15 protein-coding genes and 1 tRNA gene are annotated in these 18,771 nt (G+C 63.2%); 2 read left to right on the plus strand and 14 right to left on the minus strand.

The window, feature by feature from the left end:
• Positions 1–53: 53 nt before the first annotated feature.
• From ACK6AU_RS12515 to leuC, 9 genes are all read right to left on the minus strand, one after another.
• Positions 54–686: a phosphoribosylanthranilate isomerase gene (locus ACK6AU_RS12515; protein WP_409299491.1), complete on the minus strand. Its 633-nt coding sequence runs from the start codon at positions 684–686 to the stop codon at positions 54–56.
• 63 nt (positions 687–749) lie between these two features.
• The gene (truA, locus tag ACK6AU_RS12520) at positions 750–1,574 is read right to left on the minus strand and encodes a tRNA pseudouridine(38-40) synthase TruA (RefSeq protein ID WP_185701726.1); all 825 of its coding nucleotides are present in this window, start codon (positions 1,572–1,574) and stop codon (positions 750–752) included.
• A gap of 418 nt (positions 1,575–1,992) precedes the next feature.
• Positions 1,993–4,578 carry a FimV/HubP family polar landmark protein gene (locus tag ACK6AU_RS12525; protein WP_409299492.1) on the minus strand — a complete coding sequence of 862 codons (2,586 nt, stop codon included), beginning with the start codon at positions 4,576–4,578 and terminating at the stop codon, positions 1,993–1,995.
• A gap of 204 nt (positions 4,579–4,782) precedes the next feature.
• A complete protein-coding gene (locus ACK6AU_RS12530) occupies positions 4,783–5,793 on the minus strand; it encodes an aspartate-semialdehyde dehydrogenase (protein WP_409299493.1) in 1,011 nt (336 codons plus the stop codon).
• Positions 5,794–5,939: 146 nt separating this feature from the next.
• Positions 5,940–7,052 (minus strand): aspartate-semialdehyde dehydrogenase, encoded by a 1,113-nt coding sequence (gene asd / locus ACK6AU_RS12535; protein ID WP_409299494.1) that lies wholly within the window; start codon positions 7,050–7,052, stop codon positions 5,940–5,942.
• A 54-nt stretch (positions 7,053–7,106) separates the two neighbouring features.
• Positions 7,107–8,189, minus strand: coding sequence for a 3-isopropylmalate dehydrogenase (gene leuB, locus ACK6AU_RS12540; protein ID WP_409299495.1), 1,083 nt, complete (start codon positions 8,187–8,189; stop codon positions 7,107–7,109).
• Positions 8,190–8,241: 52 nt separating this feature from the next.
• Positions 8,242–9,006 carry a class I SAM-dependent methyltransferase gene (locus ACK6AU_RS12545; RefSeq protein WP_409299496.1) on the minus strand — a complete coding sequence of 255 codons (765 nt, stop codon included), beginning with the start codon at positions 9,004–9,006 and terminating at the stop codon, positions 8,242–8,244.
• Positions 9,007–9,084: 78 nt separating this feature from the next.
• Positions 9,085–9,729: a 3-isopropylmalate dehydratase small subunit gene (gene leuD / locus ACK6AU_RS12550; protein WP_409299497.1), complete on the minus strand. Its 645-nt coding sequence runs from the start codon at positions 9,727–9,729 to the stop codon at positions 9,085–9,087.
• Positions 9,730–9,740: 11 nt separating this feature from the next.
• A complete protein-coding gene (gene leuC / locus ACK6AU_RS12555; protein WP_185701690.1) occupies positions 9,741–11,168 on the minus strand; it encodes a 3-isopropylmalate dehydratase large subunit in 1,428 nt (475 codons plus the stop codon).
• A gap of 151 nt (positions 11,169–11,319) precedes the next feature.
• Here leuC and ACK6AU_RS12560 point away from each other — a divergent pair, with 151 nt between their 5' ends.
• Together ACK6AU_RS12560 and ACK6AU_RS12565 are read left to right on the plus strand one after the other, a co-directional pair.
• Complete coding sequence (locus ACK6AU_RS12560; protein ID WP_085599503.1) at positions 11,320–12,210, plus strand: LysR family transcriptional regulator; 891 nt, start codon at positions 11,320–11,322, stop codon at positions 12,208–12,210.
• An 85-nt stretch (positions 12,211–12,295) separates the two neighbouring features.
• Entirely contained in the window at positions 12,296–15,574 is a 3,279-nt protein-coding gene (locus ACK6AU_RS12565) for an EAL domain-containing protein (protein WP_409299498.1), read from the plus strand.
• Between the two features lie 50 nt (positions 15,575–15,624).
• Here the strand turns inward: ACK6AU_RS12565 and ACK6AU_RS12570 are convergent, their stop codons facing one another.
• The 5 genes from ACK6AU_RS12570 to ACK6AU_RS12590 all read right to left on the minus strand — a co-directional run bounded on the left by ACK6AU_RS12570 (position 15,625) and on the right by ACK6AU_RS12590 (position 18,717).
• Complete coding sequence (locus tag ACK6AU_RS12570; protein ID WP_185701688.1) at positions 15,625–16,071, minus strand: Hsp20 family protein; 447 nt, start codon at positions 16,069–16,071, stop codon at positions 15,625–15,627.
• Between the two features lie 114 nt (positions 16,072–16,185).
• The gene (locus tag ACK6AU_RS12575) at positions 16,186–17,145 is read right to left on the minus strand and encodes a tRNA-dihydrouridine synthase (RefSeq protein ID WP_185701687.1); all 960 of its coding nucleotides are present in this window, start codon (positions 17,143–17,145) and stop codon (positions 16,186–16,188) included.
• A 126-nt stretch (positions 17,146–17,271) separates the two neighbouring features.
• Positions 17,272–17,706: an acyl-CoA thioesterase gene (locus tag ACK6AU_RS12580; protein ID WP_409299499.1), complete on the minus strand. Its 435-nt coding sequence runs from the start codon at positions 17,704–17,706 to the stop codon at positions 17,272–17,274.
• Between the two features lie 212 nt (positions 17,707–17,918).
• The gene (locus ACK6AU_RS12585; RefSeq protein WP_185701685.1) at positions 17,919–18,458 is read right to left on the minus strand and encodes a TetR/AcrR family transcriptional regulator; all 540 of its coding nucleotides are present in this window, start codon (positions 18,456–18,458) and stop codon (positions 17,919–17,921) included.
• Positions 18,459–18,641: 183 nt separating this feature from the next.
• Positions 18,642–18,717: transfer RNA gene (locus ACK6AU_RS12590), tRNA-Glu, on the minus strand.
• Positions 18,718–18,771 lie beyond the last annotated feature (54 nt).

An 18,771-nucleotide genomic window follows, 5' to 3' on the forward strand; every position in this document is an offset into this window, starting at 1 on the left:
GCGCCTGCCTGTTTTGTACAGTGGTGTTATGGACGGCGGCAGACTGCCAGCCGTCACATCGACTCACTGCTGCGACGTACAGCCTGCATAAACGCCTGGATTTTCGCTGGATCCTTGATGCCCTTGCTCTGCTCCACGCCGCCGCTGACATCCACCGCATAAGGACGCACCCGGGCAATGGCCATCGCGACGTTATCGGCAGACAGGCCGCCGGCGAGGATGATCGGCTTGCTCAGCCCCTGCGGAACCAGGGACCAGTCGAAGGCCTCGCCGGTTCCCCCAGGCACGCCTTCGACATAGGTATCCAGGAGGATCCCACTGGCCCCTGGATAGGCCAGGCAGGCCGCGGCGATGTCATCCCCCGCCTTGACCCGTAGCGCCTTGATATAGGGGCGATGGTAACCTTCGCAGGCGGCAGCCGATTCATCGCCATGGAACTGCAAGAGGTCCAGCGGCACGGCGTCGAGGATCTCTCCCAACTCACAACGACTGGCATTGACGAACAGCCCGACCGTGGTCACGAACGGCGGCAAGGCGGCGATGATCGCCCGCGCCTGCTGCACATTCACCGCCCGCGGGCTTTTGGCGTAGAACACCAGGCCGATGGCATCGGCCCCCGCCGCCACCGCCGCCAGCGCGTCTTCTATGCGGGTAATCCCACAAATCTTGCTGCGAACGGCCGACATATCGTGTGAACCCCTGGGGTAAATCCGGAAAGTTCCGGATGGTAGCAAATGCTTTTCCGGGCGTCAGCCGCCAAATTCCGGGAATCCGGTGAGGAAATGCGGCCCGATGTAGCGCTCAGGCAACTGGAACTCATCCCGGTATTCGACCTGTACCAGATACAGCCCAAAAGGATGGGCGGTAACGCCACCAGCTCGGCGCACCCGGCTTTCCAGGACCTCCCTGGCCCACTCCACCGGCCGCTCGCCGGCACCAATGGTCATCAACACCCCGGCGATATTGCGCACCATGTGATGCAGGAACGCGCTGGCGCGAATATCCAGGACGATCATCTTGCCGCAGCGGATGACCTGCAGGTGGTGAATCTCCTTGATCGGCGACTTCGCCTGGCATTGTCCGGCCCGGAAAGCACTGAAATCGTGGGTGCCCACCAGGTAGGCGGCAGCCTCGGCCATCCGCTCGGTGTCCAGTGGACGATGATTCCAGGTGATTTCTTCATTGAGGTGGGCCGGGCGGATCTGATCGTTGTAGATGACGTAGCGATAGCGCCGGGCGATCGCCTTGAAACGCGCATGGAAATGCGCCGGCATCTCCCGGGCCCAACTGACACTGATGTCATGGGGCAAATTGATATTGGCCCCCATGACCCAGGCTTTCATCGGGCGCACGGCCTGGGTGTCGAAGTGCACCACCTGGCCGCTGGCATGTACCCCGGCATCGGTACGCCCCGCGCAAGTCAGGGTTATCGGGGAGTCCGCGACCCTGGACAGGGCCTTCTCCAGGGCTTCCTGGACACTGGGGACGCCAGACGACTGGCGCTGCCAGCCATGGTAGCGCGAGCCTTTGTATTCGACGCCCAGGGCGATCCGGGAAAAGCCTGCGGCCGCCATTTCGGCGGCCGCGTTATCTATATTTGCCAAGAACTTACAGCCTGCTGATATGCGCAAAGGCGCCCATTATAAGGCCAGCGCAAACGGACGCCATGCACCACGGGGGTTTAGTTGCAGATTGCAGCGATCATCGACCACGCGCTACATATCAGCCCATACAGCGACTGATAACAAAAAACCTGATCGGGACCTGATGAATGAATGCCGCGGGAACCGGGCACGGAGCGAATCTGGCAGGCGCTGCCGATCTGTTCTTGCCTGCCCTGAGAGTAGTCCGGGACCGCCATGAGGCCGCCTCCCGGACTGTATCGATCCGCCGAGAAACAGGCCCCTGTCATGGGCCGGCTGCCGAACCCGGGTGGCACCAACAAAAACGGCAGCCTCATGGACTGCCGTTGCGCTCAAGCATCAGGTCGACTCAAGCCAGCCGCGCGAGCATTTCCTGTGCTTCGCTCTTCTGCCCTTCGTTACCTTCGCTCAGCACCTCACCTAGGATATCCCGGGCGCCATCGTTGTCGCCCATGTCGATGTAGGCCTGGGCCAGATCGAGCTTGGTCGCTACTTCATCGCTACCGGCCAGGAAGTCGAACTCACTGTCCTCGGGTGCCGCAGCGGCATCCGCGGCAGTGAAGGTCGGCGCCCCCGCTTCCGGCTGATCGAGAGTCTGGGCGAGTCGCTCGAGCTCGGCATTGACGTCATCCAGCTCGGAAGTGAAGGCATCCTTGGGTTCGTCCGCGCCCATCTCGTCCGCCAGGGACAGGTCGAAGTCCGCCGACAGGTCAAGGTCGTCCAGGGCCGACTCGGTCACCGTAGGCACCTCGCCAGCTGGCAGGTCCTTGAGATCGTCTTCCAGGCTCAGCAGGAAATCGTCATCGCTCTGGGTGGCCGCAGGCAGATCCGCGCCCAGGTCGAGATCGAAATCTCCCAGGTCATCCAGGTTTTCCTCGGATGCGATCTGCTGCTCGAGCACCGAACCGAAGCTCAGGTCGTCGTCGAGAGGGAAATCTTCCAGTTCGACCTCTGGTTCGGGCTCAGGCGCCACCACCGCCGGCGAAGCGGCCTCCAGGTCATCCAGGCTCAGGTCGAAGTCTTCATCCAGGCCTTCCAGCGGGGCTTTTGGCTCAACCGCCGGCGGTTCGTCCTGGAGCAATTCCTTGACGTACTCGGCATCCAGTTCCGCCGCTGCGGCTGCCGTGGCCAGGCCTGCCGCGGCCGCCACTGCGACCATGGCCGGATAACGGCTCTTGAGTTGCTCGACCTGCGCATGGTTATCGCCATTGGCTACCAGCTGGCGCTCTTCGGCGACGAAGGCGCTGCGATCGCCCTGGCGCGCATAGACTTCCATCAGCTTCAGGCGCAGCTCACTGCGCTGCGGCTCCATCTTGACCGCTTCTTCAAGAATCGCCGCAGCCTGGTTCAGGCGGCCGCCGGCGATATGGTTCTGCGCCTGGCCCAGGACGTCGGTCGCCCGCTCCTGTGGCGCGGCTGGCGCCACGTTCGGCTCCGCTACCGGAGCTGGAGCTGGAGCTGGAGCTGGAGCTGGAGCCAGCTTGACGCTCGGCGGCGGCACCTCAAGACCTTCGAAGCTGCTTTGCGGCAGATCCATGTCTTCGGAAAAATTGTTCTCCTCGGACAATGCCCGGGCCATGCGCAGATGTTTCTCAGCCTCCTGCCGGGCCTTGCGGCGACGCGCCAGCAACAGCAGCAACAGCAACAGGGCCGCCACCAGGCTGCCGGCGACCAGGCCCAAGAGGATCGGATTGGTCAGCAGGTCGCCGTACTTGTCTTCATCGGCCTTGGCCGCCTCCGCCTCAGGTGCAGGAGTGGCTGCAGGCTCGCTGGCTGGGGCCACTGGAGCCACCGGGGCCGGAGCCTCGGGCTTGCTCACCAGTTCCGCCGGCATGGCTGGCGCCGGCTGGGCTGCAGGCGCCGCCGGAGCCGCACCCTCGGCCTGCAACTTGGCCAACTGGTTGTTCTTCAACTCGATCAGGCGCTGCAGCTTGTCCAACTGGCTCTGCAGATCTGCCATGCGCTCTTTGAGTTCGGCATTGTCGCGACGAGTCGAATCCAGGCTTTCCTGGGTGACCGCCAGCTTATTGCTCAACGCCTTGCTGTCGCCTGCGGCGCCTTTGCCGCGGGCCTTGCCACTCTCGGCGGAGACCAGGCTCAGGTTGTCCCGGGTATTGGCCTGCTTGGGCGCCTTGTCGGCACCTGCACGGCGGGTCGCGTCCACTTGTTGCTGGCCACGGGCACCGCCACGCCGCCCCTGGCGCCAGGCAGCATTTTGCGCGGCCACTTCGGCGATCGCCTTGGGCTGCGGCAACGCGGTGCTCTGGACCACATCCGGCAGGCGCAACACCTTGCCGGTTTTCAAGCGGTTGATATTGCCGTCGATGAAGGCATCCGGGTTCAGCGCCTGGATCGCCAGCATGGTCTGCTGGATCGACGCGCCATTACGGTTCCTCGCCGCGATCTCCCACAGGGTGTCACGGGCCGAGGTGGTGTATTGCTCGGGCTTGCTGATCTTGCTGGCCGCCGTGACCGGAGCCTTCACCGCAGGACCGGAGACCGGGGCGCCCTGGGCAGCCGCGGCCTCGGGAGAGAACTTCGAAGGGTCCAGCAGGACGCTGTAGTCGCGTAGCAGGCGACCGTTAGGCCACATCACCTGCACCAGGAACTTGACCATGGGCTCGGATAGCGGACGGCTTGACGTTACCCGCAGCACACTCTTGCCGCCGGGATTGAGGACAGGGGTAAAGCTCAGGTCATTGAGAAAGGCCTGGCGATCGACGCCGGCCTTGGCGAACTCATCTGCCGGGGCCAGGCTTGGCACCACCTCGGCGGCAGTGAGGTCCTTCACATCGAGCAATTCGATCTCTGCTACCAGAGGCTGGTTCAGACTCGACTTCAGGGTCAGCTCCCCAAGCCCAAGCGCCTGCGCCATACCGGAGGACAGCGCCGAGGCGGCCGCTATTGCTAACACCAGTTTGCGAACTTGAACCATAGCCTCATCCTTTGTTTGAACTTTCCTCGGCTAGCGAGAAGGTTTTGTAGCGGCTGCCATAAGGCATTGCGCGGGGCCAGGATGGCCACTACGCGCGATTAATTCTTGCATGCCCCGGGAGCACCTGACGGCCACTCGCCTCCAGCAACTTGCCAAGCATAGCGCCCAGCTAGATTCATTCTGCAAATTGTTGCCAAGTATCTTTTACAGCAGGTCTTTTATCAACAATTCAGCCAGCTGCACCGCGTTCAACGCCGCGCCTTTGCGAACGTTGTCCGAGGTCAGCCAGAGGTTGAGTTCCGCCGGATCGTCGACCCCGCCGCGAACCCGCCCAACGTAGACCACGTCCTCGCCCACGGCATCACCGACGGCCGTCGGATAGTCGCCAGCGTCCACCAGCTCCAGGCCAGGCGCCGCCTCCAGCGCGGCATTCACCGCTGCAAGGTCGATATCGGCAGCCGACTGCAGAGTCACGCTATAGCTATCGCCAAAAAACACCGGCGCTTGAATGCATGTGACAGAAATCTTCAGCAAAGGCAGGCCCAGTACTTCGCGCAGCTCCCTGACCAGGCGTTTTTCCAGCAGGGTATGGCCCTGGGCATCCGCCGTCCCGACCTGGGCCAGCAGGTTGAAGGCCATCTGCCGGTCGAAGAAACGCGGCTCCAGGGGACGCGCATTCAACAGTTCGGCAGTCTGCCGGGCCAGTTCGCTGATCGCCTCGCGGCCCTGGCTGGAAACCGCCAGGCTGGCGTTCAGGCCCACCCGCTGGATGTCCAGCAGCTCCTGCAATGGCGCCAGCGCGATCGCCAGCGCCGTGGCCGAGGCGCTGGGACTGCTCAGTTGCACAGGTTTGCCCAGGCCGGCCAGCACCTTGGCATTGACTTCCGGCACCACGCTGGGGGCCTGCGCCGAGGGCAAGGCCCCGGAAAGATCGATCACCGCGCAATTGGCCGCCGTCGCCCGCGGCGCAAAACTCAGGGTCACCGCCGGACCCGCGGCGAAAAACGCCAGCTGGGCCTTGCCGAAGTCGAACTCGTCGACCTCGCGCACACGCAGGTTCTTGCCGCGAAACGGCACCGAATGTCCTGCCGACTCGCTGCTGGCCAGCAAGTAGAGGTTGCCGACCGGAAAATCACGCTCTTCGAGAATCTGCACCAGGGTTTCGCCGACGGTACCGGTGGCACCGATCACGGCAATATCAAAGGACGGAGTCATGGTGCTACCTCAGGCAAAACGGGGGGAGCGGCACTTTACCCGGCACGCGGGGACGAGGCAATTCGCCGGAGCGACCACAACTTGCGGCCCATGAAAAAACCCGCGCCCTTGAGGGAACGCGGGTTTTTCGCGGCGATGCAGAAGAATCAGCGCTCCAGCAGGATCCGCAGCATGCGGCGCAGTGGCTCGGCCGCACCCCACAGCAGTTGGTCACCCACGGTGAAGGCGCCCAGGAACTGCGACCCCATGTTCAGCTTGCGCAGACGGCCCACCGGAATGTTCAGGGTACCGGTGACCTTGGTCGGGCTCAGCTCCTGCATGCTGATCTCACGCTGGTTCGGCACCAGCTTGACCCAGGGGTTGTGCTGGCTGATCAACCCTTCGATATCGGCGATCGGCACGTCCTTGTTGAGCTTGATGGTCAGTGCCTGGCTGTGGCAGCGCATGGCGCCGATACGCACACAGATACCGTCCACCGGAATCGGGTTCTTGAAACGACCGAGGATCTTGTTGGTCTCGGCCTGGGCCTTCCACTCTTCGCGGCTCTGGCCGTTGGGCAGCTCCTTGTCGATCCACGGAATCAGGCTGCCGGCCAGCGGCACGCCGAAGTTCTCGGTTGGATAGGCATCGCTGCGCATGGCCTCGGCCACCTTGCGGTCGATATCGAGAATGGCGCTGGCCGGGTTGGCCAGGTCATCGGCGACCGCGGCATGGGTGGCCCCCATCTGCTTGATCAGCTCGCGCATGTTCTGCGCGCCGGCGCCGGAGGCCGCCTGGTAGGTCATGGCGCTCATCCACTCCACCAAGCCGGCTTCGAACAGGCCGCCCAGGCCCATCAGCATCAGGCTGACGGTGCAGTTGCCGCCGACGTAGTTCTTGGTCCCGGCATCCAGCTGCTGGTCGATGACCTTGCGGTTCACCGGATCGAGGATGATCACCGCGTCGTCCTGCATGCGCAGGCTGGAAGCAGCGTCGATCCAGTAGCCCTGCCAACCGGCTTCGCGCAGCTTGGGGAAGACTTCGCTGGTGTAGTCGCCACCCTGGCAGGTCAGGATCACGTCGAGGGTTTTCAGCTCTTCAATGCTGTAGGCGTCCTTGAGCAGGGCAATATCCTTGCCTACCGACGGACCCTGGCCACCGACATTGGAAGTGGTGAAAAACACCGGTTCAATAAGATCGAAGTCCTGCTCTTCAAGCATCCGCTGCATGAGCACGGAACCGACCATACCGCGCCAACCGATCAGACCTACACGTTTCATCGCAACTACACCTATACAAAAGTGGGCCACTGTCAGTGCAGTGGGCCCGAAAGATTACAGATTCCGCAGCGCCGCGACTACTGCATCGCCCATTTCCTGCGTACCGACCCGGGTACAACCGGCCGACCAGATGTCACCGGTACGCAAGCCCTGGTCCAGCACCCGGCTCACGGCCTGCTCGATGGCGTCCGCCGCTGCGGTCAGGTTGAAGCTGTAGCGCAGCATCATCGACACCGAGAGGATGGTCGCCAGCGGGTTGGCGATGCCCTGCCCGGCGATGTCCGGCGCCGAACCGTGGCAAGGCTCGTACATGCCCTTGTTGTTGGCGTCCAGGGAGGCCGAAGGCAGCATGCCGATGGAACCGGTGAGCATCGAGGCCTCGTCGGAGAGGATATCGCCAAACAGGTTGTCGGTGACGATCACGTCGAACTGCTTGGGCGCGCGCACCAGCTGCATGGCCGCATTGTCGACGTACATGTGGCTGAGCTCGACGTCCGGATAGTCCTTGGCCACCTGCTCGACCACTTCACGCCACAGCTGGCTGGACGCCAGGACGTTGGCCTTGTCCACCGAGCACAGCTTCTTGCCGCGCACCCGCGCCATGTCGAAGCCGACCCGGGCGATCCGCCGGACCTCGCTCTCGCTGTAGGGCAAGGTGTCATAGGACTGGCGCTCGCCGTTCTCCAGCTCGCGGGTGCCGCGAGGAGCGCCGAAGTAGATACCGCCGGTCAGTTCGCGGACGATGAGGATATCCAGGCCGGAAACGATTTCCGGCTTCAGGCTGGAGGCATCGGCCAGTTGCGGGTAGAGGATCGCCGGCCGCAGGTTGCCGAACAGCCCCAGTTGCGCGCGAATCTTCAACAGCCCGCGCTCAGGACGGATATCGCGTTCGATCTTGTCCCACTTCGGACCGCCCACCGCACCCAGCAGCACCGCATCGGCGGCACGGGCCCGGTCCAGGGTCTCGTCGGCCAGGGGCACGCCGTGCTTGTCGATGGCCGCGCCGCCGATCACATCGTGGCTCAGCTCGAAACCCAGGCCGTACTTGTCATTGGCCAACTCCAGGACCTTGACCGCTTCGGCCATGATTTCCGGGCCAATGCCGTCGCCAGGGAGAATCAGAATCTGCTTGCTCATGGGGTTCCTCGTTCGTTCTGTCGGTACGCCCTTGGGCGCACCCGGAAAAATTCTATCGCTCGGCCCACAGTACCAGTACATCCGTACTGAACGAACCATCGGCCTCAATCTGAAAATATTCGCGCACTTCATTGCCCATCGCCTGCTGCAATTGGCGAATCGCCACCCTCAGCGGCTCGGGCGTGCGCATGCGCTCGACCCAGGAGTCGTACTCCAGGCGCAGGCGCTGCCGGGCGCTGCTGCGGGCCTGCAAACCGGCCTCATTGAGCTGGTGCAGCCATTCCCCGGCCGAATAGTCGCGGACATGGCTGGTGTCGCGCAGCACTTCGACGCTCTGCAAGTAGGTATCCAGCAATGGACTGCCAGGTGACAGGACATCGATGAACGCCGCCACGCCGCCAGGCTTCAGGACCCGGCGCACCTCGCGCAGGGCCAGGCCCAGGTCGCTCCAGTGGTGGGCCGAGTAGCGACTGAAGACGAAGTCGAACTCGCCATCGGCGAACGGCAGGCGCTCCGCCGCACCCGCTACCGTGCGGATGTTCTCCAGGCCACGCTCCCGAGCCGCCGCTGCCACCACATCCAGCATCCGCTGCGAAAGGTCATAGGCCACCACCTGTGCGACCAACGGCGCCACATGGAAGCTGACGTGCCCGGCACCACAGCCCAGATCCAGCACCCGGGCCTCGTCCTTGCCCGTCACTTCGGCCTGTAGCAGCGCGAATTCGGCGCCCTGGGCATGCACTGCGCTGTTGAGGTAGGCCACGGCCTGTCCGCCGAATTGCTGCTGTACCACCTGGGTATGGGCATTGCTGGTCATGCTTGGCTCCTTGGGGCGTAGAGAACGGTGCTCACTGGCCGGCCCTGCAACGAACCGCAAGGGCCGGGACGCAGGCACTCAGGCGTCGCGGAACAACCAGGGCTGGCGCTGCTTGTAGCCGACCTCGAAACGGCGGATGGCGTCGGCGTCCTGCAGGGTCAGGCCGATGTCGTCCAGGCCGTTGAGCAGGCAGTGCTTGCGGAACGCGTCCACCTCGAAGCGGTACTGCTTGCCGTCCAGGCGGGTCACGGTCTGCGCGGCGAGATCGACGGTCAGCTGGTAACCCTCGGTGGCTTCGGTCTGCTGGAACAGTTCGTCGACTTCTTCATCCTTGAGGATGATCGGCAACAAACCGTTCTTGAAACTGTTGTTGAAGAAGATGTCGGCGAAGCTCGGCGCGATCACCGTACGGAAGCCGTACTCGTCCAGCGCCCACGGCGCATGCTCGCGGGAGGAACCGCAGCCGAAGTTCTCACGGGCCAGCAGCACGCTGGCGCCCTGGTAGCGCGGAAAGTTGAGCACGAACTCCTGATTCACCGGACGCTTGGAGTTGTCCTGGTTGGGCTGGCCCACATCGAGGTAGCGCCATTCGTCGAACAGGTTCGGGCCGAAGCCGGTGCGCCTGATCGATTTGAGGAACTGCTTGGGAATGATCTGGTCGGTGTCGACGTTGGCACGGTCGAGCGGCGCGACGAGACCTGTGTGCTGGGTGAATGCTTTCATCTCTGGTCTCCTCAGGCCTGCATCAATTCACGTACATCGATGAAACGACCGGTCACCGCGGCAGCCGCGGCCATGGCCGGGCTCACCAGGTGGGTACGCCCGCCGGCGCCCTGGCGGCCCTCGAAGTTGCGGTTGGAGGTGGACGCGCAATGCTCGCCACTCTCCAGGCGGTCCGGGTTCATCGCCAGGCACATGGAGCAGCCCGGCTCACGCCACTCGAAGCCCGCCTCGAGGAAAATCTTGTCCAAACCTTCCTGCTCGGCCTGGGCCTTCACCAGGCCCGAACCCGGCACCACCAGCGCCTGCTTCACGGTGGAGGCGACCTTGCGCCCCTTGGCCACGGCGGCGGCGGCGCGCAGGTCTTCGATCCGCGAGTTGGTGCAGGAGCCGATGAATACGCGGTCCAGCTGGATATCGGTGATCGCCTGGTTGGCATTCAGGCCCATGTATTTCAACGCCCGGACGATGGAGTCGCGCTTGACCGCATCGGTTTCAACGCTCGGATCCGGTACGTTCTGGTCCACCGCGAGCACCATTTCCGGGGATGTGCCCCAGCTGACCTGTGGCTTGATGTCTTCGGCACGCAGCTCGATGACGGTGTCGAAATGCGCGTCGGCATCGGACACCAGGTCGCTCCAGGCCTCCACGGCCTTGTCCCAGTCGCTGCCTTGCGGCGAGAACGGACGACCCTTCACGTACTCGATGGTCTTGTCATCGCAGGCCACCATGCCGACGCGGGCGCCCGCCTCGATGGACATGTTGCAGATGGTCATGCGGCCTTCCATGGACAGGTCGCGGATGGCGCTGCCGGCGAACTCCAGGGCGTGGCCGTTGCCGCCAGCGGTGCCGATCCTGCCGATCACCGCGAGGACGATGTCCTTGGCGGTCACGCCGAAGGGCAACCGGCCCTCGACACGCACCTGCATGTTCTTCATCTTCTTGGCCACCAGGCACTGGGTGGCGAGCACGTGCTCCACCTCGGAAGTGCCGATACCGTGGGCCAACGCGCCGAAGGCGCCGTGGGTCGAGGTGTGCGAGTCGCCACAGACCACGGTCATGCCCGGCAGGGTGGCCCCCTGCTCAGGGCCGACCACATGGACGATACCCTGGCGGATGTCGTTCATCTTGAATTCGAGGATGCCGAAATCGTCGCAGTTCTCGTCCAGGGTCTTGACCTGGATGCGCGACACTTCGTCGGCGATGGCGTCGAGGCCGCCTTTGCGCTCGGCCTGGGTGGTCGGCACGTTGTGGTCCGGGGTAGCGATGTTGGCATCGATGCGCCATGGCTGGCGGCCGGCCAGACGCAGGCCTTCGAAGGCCTGCGGCGAGGTCACTTCGTGAAGAATGTGACGATCGATGTAGATGAGCGACGAACCATCATCACGGCGCTTCACCTCGTGCATTTCCCAGAGCTTGTCGTAGAGCGTCTTGCCAGCCATCGGACCTTTCCTCATCAGCTTGTTTCTACGCCTGGGCCCTGACCGTGCGCCGATCAATAACCCCTTGGCTTGTGAGGCTGATGCTATGGCGTTAGATTAAATAACTCAAATTCATATTTTTCATGATTTGGATAACCAACAGGAATGCAAGATGGACCAGGCCAACCTCAATGCCTTCATCGCCATCGCCGAAACCGGCAGCTTCTCTGGAGCAGGCGAGCGCCTGCACCTGACCCAACCGGCCATCAGCAAGCGCATCGCCGCATTGGAACAACAGCTCAATGTGCGACTGTTCGATCGCCTGGGCCGTGAAGTCGGTCTTACAGAGGCTGGCCGGGCCCTGTTGCCCCGGGCCTATCAGATCATCAACGTGCTGGACGACACGCGCCGGGCCCTGACCAACCTCACCGGCGAAGTCAGCGGGCGCCTGACCCTGGCCACCAGCCATCACATCGGCCTGCATCGCCTGCCGCCCCTGCTGCGGGCCTATACCCGGCGCTACCCACAAGTGGCCCTGGACATCCAGTTTCTCGACTCGGAGGTGGCCTATGAGGAAATCCTCCACGGCCGCGCCGAACTCGCGGTCATCACCCTGGCTCCCGAGCCCCACGGCCTGGTCAAGGCCACCGCGGTCTGGGACGACCCACTGGACTTCGTCGCCGCCCCGGAACACCCGTTGGTCAGCAACGGCCAGGTCAGCCTGGCGGATATCGCCCTGCATCCGGCGGTTTTCCCCGGCGGCAATACCTTCACCCACCACATCGTCCAGCGATTGTTCGAGGCCCAGGGGCTGACGCCGAACATCGCCATGAGCACTAACTATCTGGAAACCATAAAGATGATGGTCTCCATCGGCCTGGCCTGGAGTGTGCTGCCGCGCACAATGCTCGACGAACAAGTGGCGCGCATCCCTTTACCGGGCATACAACTACACCGCCAGCTAGGCTATATCCTGCATACCGAACGGACACTGTCGAATGCTGCGCGGGCTTTCATGGCCTTATTGGACGCACAGGTCGATTGGCCAGGGAACCCGGCATAAGTATTCCGGGTATTGCCCGTGCCCTGCCGCCTCCCACCATGAGCCCTCGCGCCAAACGAACTACTCAGCACAAGGCCTGATCACCATGCCCAAACCCGCTGACCGTATTCCGCCCATGCCGCGCATCCACGCCGTCGACCCCAGGGAGTCGGAACAGAGCTGGGAAAGTGCGCCACAACTGCTCGCCGCGCTCAACGGCGCGAAGCTGGGGGCCTGGTATTGGGATATCGAAAGCGGGCAAATCAGCTGGTCCCGGGGCACCCAGGCACTGTTCGGCTTCGATCCGCGCCACCCCCTGCCGGAAAACCTCGAGTATCTCGACCTGTTGCCCATCGAGGACCGGGCCCGGACCATACGCGCCTTCCATTCGGTGCTGGCCGGCGCGCCCCTGGAACAGGCCATGCACCATCGCATCCGCTGGCCCGATGGCAGCCTGCACTGGCTGGAAATCAACGGCAGCGTGCTGCCTGACAAGCATGGCAAACCCCGGATGATCGGGGTAATCCGCGAAATCACCCACCAGCGCCAGCGCGAAGAGGCCCTGAGCAGCTCGGAAAAGCGTTTTGCCACCCTCTTCCACTTGTGCCCCAACATGGTGCTGTTGACCCGCCTCGAAGATGGCCTGATCAGCGAAGCCAACCAGTACTTCGAAAGCCAGTTCGGCTGGCCCGCCGAGCATGTGATCGGCCGCACCACCCTGGAAATCGGCTTGTGGGTCAATCCCGAACAGCGCGCCCAACTGATCAAGGCCGTACAAAAGAAGGGCCAGGCCGCCAGCCTCGAAGTGCAACTGCGCGCCAGCAATGGGCAGATCCACGACGGCATCCTCAGCGCACAGAAGGTCGAACTGGAGGGCAAGGCCTTCTTGCTCAGCACCTTTCTCGATACCAGCGAGCGCAAACGCGCCGAACAGGCCCTCAAGGACAGCCAGGAACGCCTGGACCTGGCCCTGGACTCGGCGCAACTGGGCACCTGGGACTGGCACATCCCCAGTGGCATGCTCTATGGCTCGGCACGAGCCGCGCAGCTGCACGGCCTGGAGCCTGCACCGTTTCACGAGTCCTTCGATGCCTTCTTCGAGGGCGTGCCCACCGAGGAGCGCAACTCCATGCGCGACGCCTATCGCAGCCTGCGCGAAGGCCCCGCGGGCAACTATCAGCTGACCTATCGCGTGCAACTGGCCGATGGCAGCTCGCGTTACCTGGAAAGCCGCGCCCGTCTCTATCGCGACGAGCAAGGCAACCCCTTGCGCATGGCCGGAACCCTGCTGGACATCACCGAGCAGGTGGAACGCGAGCAGCGCCTGATCACCTCCGAAGAGAAATTCGCCAGCCTGTTCCAGGTCAGCCCCGACCCGATCTGCGTCACCCTGCTGGAAACCGGCCAGTTCATCGAGATCAACTCCAGCTTCACCCAGACCTTCGGCTGGACCCTGGACGACGTGATCAATCGCAGCGCCGAGCAGATCGGCCTCTGGGAAGACCCCGCGCCGCGTCTGCGGCGAATCGAACAAGTGATCCGCGAACAGGCGCTGAACAACGTGGCGGTGGTGGTCAACCATAAGGACGGCCAGCCTTTGACCTGCATCATCTCCAGCCGCCAGATCATCGTCGACAAGCAACCGTGCATCGTCACCACCCTGCGCGACATCACCCAGCAGCAACGCTCGGAAGCGGCGCTCAAGGCCAGCGAAGAGAAGTTCGCCAAGGCCTTCCACTCCAGCCCCGACGCCATCACCATCACCGAACGCGATACCGGCCGCTACCTGGAGGTCAACGACGGCTTCTGCCGCCTGACCGGCTACCGCACCGACGAAGTGATGGGCCATACCCTGTACGAGGTCGGGATCTGGGCCGAGGAAACCCAACTGGCCACGCTGCTGGCCGAGCTCAAGCTCAAGGGTCGGGCGCGCCATCTGGAGATGCTGGGGCGCAACAAGCGCGGGGAAATCTTCACCCTCGAGGTATCGGTAGAGCCGATCACCCTCAATGAAACCCCCTGCCTGCTGCTGACCGCCCGGGACGTCAGCTTGCTGAAGAATGCCCAGGCGCAGATCCGCCACCTGGCCTACCACGATCCTCTGACCAACCTGCCCAACCGCGCCCTGCTGATGGACCGCCTGAGCCAGCAGATCGCCCTGCTCAAGCGGCATAACCTGCGCGGCGCCCTGCTATTCCTCGACCTGGACCACTTCAAGCACATCAACGATTCCCTGGGGCATCCGGTGGGCGACACGGTGCTGAAGATCATCACTGCGCGACTGGAAGCCAGCGTACGCATGGAGGACACGGTGGCGCGCCTGGGCGGCGACGAGTTCGTGGTCCTGCTCAGCGGCCTGGAGGGCTCGCGCAACGACGTCAGCGAACAGGTGCGGCAACTGGCGGGCACCTTGCGCGAACTGCTGTCGGAGCCGATGTTCCTCGACGGCCAGCGCCTGCAGGTCACGCCCAGCATTGGCGTGGCGCTGATCCCCGACCACGGCTCGACCCCCACCGACCTGCTCAAGCGTGCCGATATCGCTCTGTATCGCGCCAAGGACTCGGGACGCAATACCACGCAGATGTACCACAACACCATGCAAAAGGCCGCCAGCGAACGCTTGCGCATGGAAACCGACCTGCGCCTGGCGCTGTCCCGGGGCGAGTTCAGCGTGCACTTCCAGTCTCAGGTGGATGCTCGCGACAATCGCATCGTCGGCGCCGAGGCGCTGGTGCGCTGGCAACATCCGGAACTGGGGGCGCAGTCGCCGACCGAGTTCATCAAGGTGCTCGAGGACAGCGGGCTGATCCTCGAGGTGGGCACCTGGATCCTCGATGAATCCTGCCTGGCCTTCAGCCAACTGATCGAAGAAGGCCTGGTGGACCCGCACCAGTTCAGCCTGTGCGTGAACATCAGTCCCCGGCAGTTCCGCCAGAACGATTTCGTCGAGCGAATCGAGCACAGCCTGGCGGCCTATGCCTTGCCTTCGTCGTTACTGAAGCTGGAGATCACCGAAGGCATCGTGATCCAGAACCTGGAAGACACCATCAACAAAATGCGCCGCCTGAAGAAGCTTGGGGTCAGCTTCGCCATGGATGACTTCGGCACGGGCTACTCATCCTTGACCTACCTCAAGCGCCTGCCAGTGGACACACTGAAGATCGACCAGTCCTTCGTCCGCGATGCCACCCACGATCCCAATGATGCGGAGATCATCCGGGCCATCGTCGCCATGGCCCGCAGCCTGGAATTGAAGGTGATCGCCGAAGGCGTCGAGACCCCGCAACAGCTGGAGTTCCTGAGAGGCCTGGAGTGCCACCTGTACCAGGGCTACCTGCACAGCCGGCCACTCCCGCTAGGCGAATTCAAGAAACTGCTGGAATGACAGGCACGAAAAAGGGCGCCCGCGGGGCGCCCTTGTCCTGCTTGCAGGTCTTAGTGCTGCAGGACCGCTTGCTGCATGCCGTTGATCGGGATGCGCTTGGGCTTGGCTTCTTCCGGTACGACCCGCAGCAGGTCGATGTTCAGCAACCCATTATTCAGGGCCGCGGCCTTGACCTCGATATGGTCGTCCAGACGGAAGGACAACTTGAAAGCCCGCTGGGCGATGCCCTGGTGCAGGTAGGTGACGCCCTCGTTGGCATCACGCTTGCCACCGCTCACGGTCAACACGCCTTTCTCCACTTGCAGCTCCAGGTCTTGTTCCTGGAAACCGGCGGCGGCGATCACGATGCGGTATTGGTCATCGGCGTGCTTTTCAACGTTGTAGGGTGGATAGCTGCTGCCCGGTTCGTTGCGCAGGGCCGACTCGAACAGCTCGTTGAAACGGTCGAAGCCAACAGAGGAACGGAACAGCGGAGCCAGGGAAAATGCAGTACTCATGGGTAAATCTCCTGATAGTCAGCGAGTGGTTATCTACGCGACCCGAGTTCGGCGTCGCGTACCCAAGAGATAAGGACCGTCCGAGGCATTTCAAGAGTGTCCATGGAAATTTCTTCAAGCCGTCTCGCTGCACGGCATACCCAGCAACCTGCCAACCTGGTCCAGCTCGGTTTCCCGCCGCAACGCGGTGAACAACTCGACCGCCTCGGGGTAATTGCGGGTCAGCATCGCCAACCACTGCTTCAGCCGCCCCGGGGCCGAACGCGGAGTCAATTGCGCCACCACCTGGGTCCAGAAGTCATGAATCAAGGGCAGCAATTCGGCCCAGGACATCGCCACCACTTCTTCGCCAGCCCGAGCCGCGGCGATCTGCCGAGCCAGGTCCGGACGTGAAACCAGCCCGCGCCCCAGCATGATGTCCTCGACCCCGCTGATTTCCCGGCAGCGCCGCCAGTCCTCGACGCTCCAGATATCGCCGTTGGCGAACACCGGCACCTTGACCACTTCCTGGACCCGAGGAATCCACTCCCAATGGGCCGGGGGCTTGTAGCCATCGACCTTGGTCCGCGCATGCACCACGATGTGCTCGGCGCCACCTTCGGCCAGCGCGGTGGCACATACCAAAGCACCATCCGGGCTATCGAAACCCAGGCGCATCTTGGCCGTGACCGGGATATGCGCCGGAACCGCCCGCCGCACATGCTCGACGATCTGGTTGAGCAGCTCGGGCTCCTTGAGCAGCACCGCACCGCCGCGGGACTTGTTGACGGTCTTGGCCGGACAACCGAAGTTCAGGTCGATGACCTCGCTCCCCAACTCGCAGGCCAGCGCCGCGTTCTCGGCCAGGCAGACCGGATCGGAGCCGAGCAGTTGCACCCGTAGCGGCACCCCGGCCGCCGTCTGTGCACCTTGCAGCAATTCGGGAGCAAGCTTGTGGAAATAGGCAGGCGTCAGCAGGCGGTCGTTGACGCGGATGAACTCGGTGACGCACCAGTCGATCCCACCAACACGGGTCAGTACATCCCGCAGAATGTTGTCGACCAACCCTTCCATGGGCGCCAGGGCAATTTGCATGAAACACACTCGACGAAAACAGGCGAAAAAACGGGCGCCAGTTTACTGGGTTTCAAACGCTGGCAGTACCTTGCCGTTAGCAACTGCCGGCAAGCGGAGCCCGCACTCCACGCACCGGGGGACGCCTCAGCAGGATTGCAGGGCCGGCCCATAGCCGTCGAGGAACTCGGCGGGCATGCGCTTGGGCTTGCCGCTGGACAGCTCGATGCAGACGAACGTGGTCTGGGCCCGCAGCAGGGTCGCGCCATCGCACGGGCGCACCAGTTGGAAACGCCGGGTCATCTTCAGGCGCTGGTCCCAATCGACGATCCAGGTGGCCAATTGCAACTCATCGCCCTCGTAGGCGGCGGCCAGGTAGTCGATTTCATGCCGCACCACGGCCATGGCCCGGTCCAGACGGCGATATTCAGCCAGGTCCAGCCCCAGGCGCTGGGAATGGCGCCAGGCACAACGCTCCAGCCAGGTAACATAGACCGCATTGTTGGCGTGTCCCAAGCCATCGATATCTTCGGCCGCCACCTGCAGATCGATGACGAACGGCGCTGCCAGATCCCAACTCATGCCCGACTCCCGGTCAGTTTTTTGACCGATGCAGTGTAACGGATGGCCAGCCCGATTGGCGCATCCACCCAGGCCCGGCTAGCTCTGGCTCAGGGTCTTGCTGCTTCGAGGACCTGGCGAACCGGGGTTCGCGGGGGCGTATTGAATCTTGACTGGATGATCATTCGCGATGTGAATGGCCAAGTGGCGACAGGGCTCGCTACGGCTTCAGGTCAGAGCACGGCGGATTTGGCAGCGCGCAGCAGGCGATCGGACAACTCCCCCGGCCCCAGGGCGCGCGCCAAGGACAGGCCGCCGATCATCAAGGCCATGTCCGCCAGGGCTTTATCCGTATCCTCGGGAGTTTCGGCCAGTTGCGCCACCATCAGTTCCATATGCTCGCTCAGGGCCTTGCGGAAGCTATCCGGCAGGCGTCCTAGCTCCCCTACCGAGGCGGGGATCGGACAGGCCAGTTCGGTGGAGTCACGATGCTTGCGCGACAGGTAGAAGGCGGCGGTCAACGCCCGACGCTCCACACCGCTCAGGTTGCTGTCCATTTCGTCGAGCAGGCCGCGCCGGTGCGCGAGCAATTGGGTGAAGGCCTCCAGCATCAGCGCGTCCTTGCTCTCGAAGTGCGCGTAGAAACCACCGACCGTGAGCCCGGCCGCCCCCATCACCTCACCCACGCTCGGCTCGGCCGGACCACGCTGGATCAACGCGGAGCTGGCGGCTTGGAGAATGCGCTCCCGGGTCTGAGCTTTTTTATCGTTCATCGTTGCCTCCGAATATTACGAAAAATATTATTCCCATAATAATTTTCCGCAAGTCGCTAGCGTGACCGTCGGTCAGGAGGGACAAGCTGGGAAAAGAAGAGAGAGAAATTGCCGGATGCCAGAAAAACAAAAGGGTCATTCAATAATCGAATGACCCTTGAAATCCCGCATAGCGGGTAAACCTGGCGTCCCCTAGGGGACTCGAACCCCTGTTACCGCCGTGAAAGGGCGGTGTCCTAGGCCACTAGACGAAGGGGACACAAACCTTCTATACCGCTGATCGGCGCTGAGTACCGATCGATTCAAGGCCGGT

Origin of the sequence: Pseudomonas sp. KCJK8993, assembly GCF_046230915.1 — a bacterium.
In the GTDB taxonomy this organism is placed as follows: Bacteria; Pseudomonadota; Gammaproteobacteria; order Pseudomonadales; family Pseudomonadaceae; genus Aquipseudomonas; species Aquipseudomonas piscis.

What these genes read in the sequence shown, in the direction of transcription:
- ACK6AU_RS12515 (WP_409299491.1), bottom strand. Translation starts at nt 686, where the DNA reads ATGTCGGCCGTTCGCAGCAAGATTTGTGGGATTACCCGCATAGAAGAC.
- truA (WP_185701726.1), bottom strand. Translation starts at nt 1,574, where the DNA reads ATGGCGGCCGCAGGCTTTTCCCGGATCGCCCTGGGCGTCGAATACAAA.
- ACK6AU_RS12525 (WP_409299492.1), bottom strand. Translation starts at nt 4,578, where the DNA reads ATGGTTCAAGTTCGCAAACTGGTGTTAGCAATAGCGGCCGCCTCGGCG.
- ACK6AU_RS12530 (WP_409299493.1), bottom strand. Translation starts at nt 5,793, where the DNA reads ATGACTCCGTCCTTTGATATTGCCGTGATCGGTGCCACCGGTACCGTC.
- asd (WP_409299494.1), bottom strand. Translation starts at nt 7,052, where the DNA reads ATGAAACGTGTAGGTCTGATCGGTTGGCGCGGTATGGTCGGTTCCGTG.
- leuB (WP_409299495.1), bottom strand. Translation starts at nt 8,189, where the DNA reads ATGAGCAAGCAGATTCTGATTCTCCCTGGCGACGGCATTGGCCCGGAA.
- ACK6AU_RS12545 (WP_409299496.1), bottom strand. Translation starts at nt 9,006, where the DNA reads ATGACCAGCAATGCCCATACCCAGGTGGTACAGCAGCAATTCGGCGGA.
- leuD (WP_409299497.1), bottom strand. Translation starts at nt 9,729, where the DNA reads ATGAAAGCATTCACCCAGCACACAGGTCTCGTCGCGCCGCTCGACCGT.
- leuC (WP_185701690.1), bottom strand. Translation starts at nt 11,168, where the DNA reads ATGGCTGGCAAGACGCTCTACGACAAGCTCTGGGAAATGCACGAGGTG.
- ACK6AU_RS12560 (WP_085599503.1), top strand. Translation starts at nt 11,320, where the DNA reads ATGGACCAGGCCAACCTCAATGCCTTCATCGCCATCGCCGAAACCGGC.
- ACK6AU_RS12565 (WP_409299498.1), top strand. Translation starts at nt 12,296, where the DNA reads ATGCCCAAACCCGCTGACCGTATTCCGCCCATGCCGCGCATCCACGCC.
- ACK6AU_RS12570 (WP_185701688.1), bottom strand. Translation starts at nt 16,071, where the DNA reads ATGAGTACTGCATTTTCCCTGGCTCCGCTGTTCCGTTCCTCTGTTGGC.
- ACK6AU_RS12575 (WP_185701687.1), bottom strand. Translation starts at nt 17,145, where the DNA reads ATGCAAATTGCCCTGGCGCCCATGGAAGGGTTGGTCGACAACATTCTG.
- ACK6AU_RS12580 (WP_409299499.1), bottom strand. Translation starts at nt 17,706, where the DNA reads ATGAGTTGGGATCTGGCAGCGCCGTTCGTCATCGATCTGCAGGTGGCG.
- ACK6AU_RS12585 (WP_185701685.1), bottom strand. Translation starts at nt 18,458, where the DNA reads ATGAACGATAAAAAAGCTCAGACCCGGGAGCGCATTCTCCAAGCCGCC.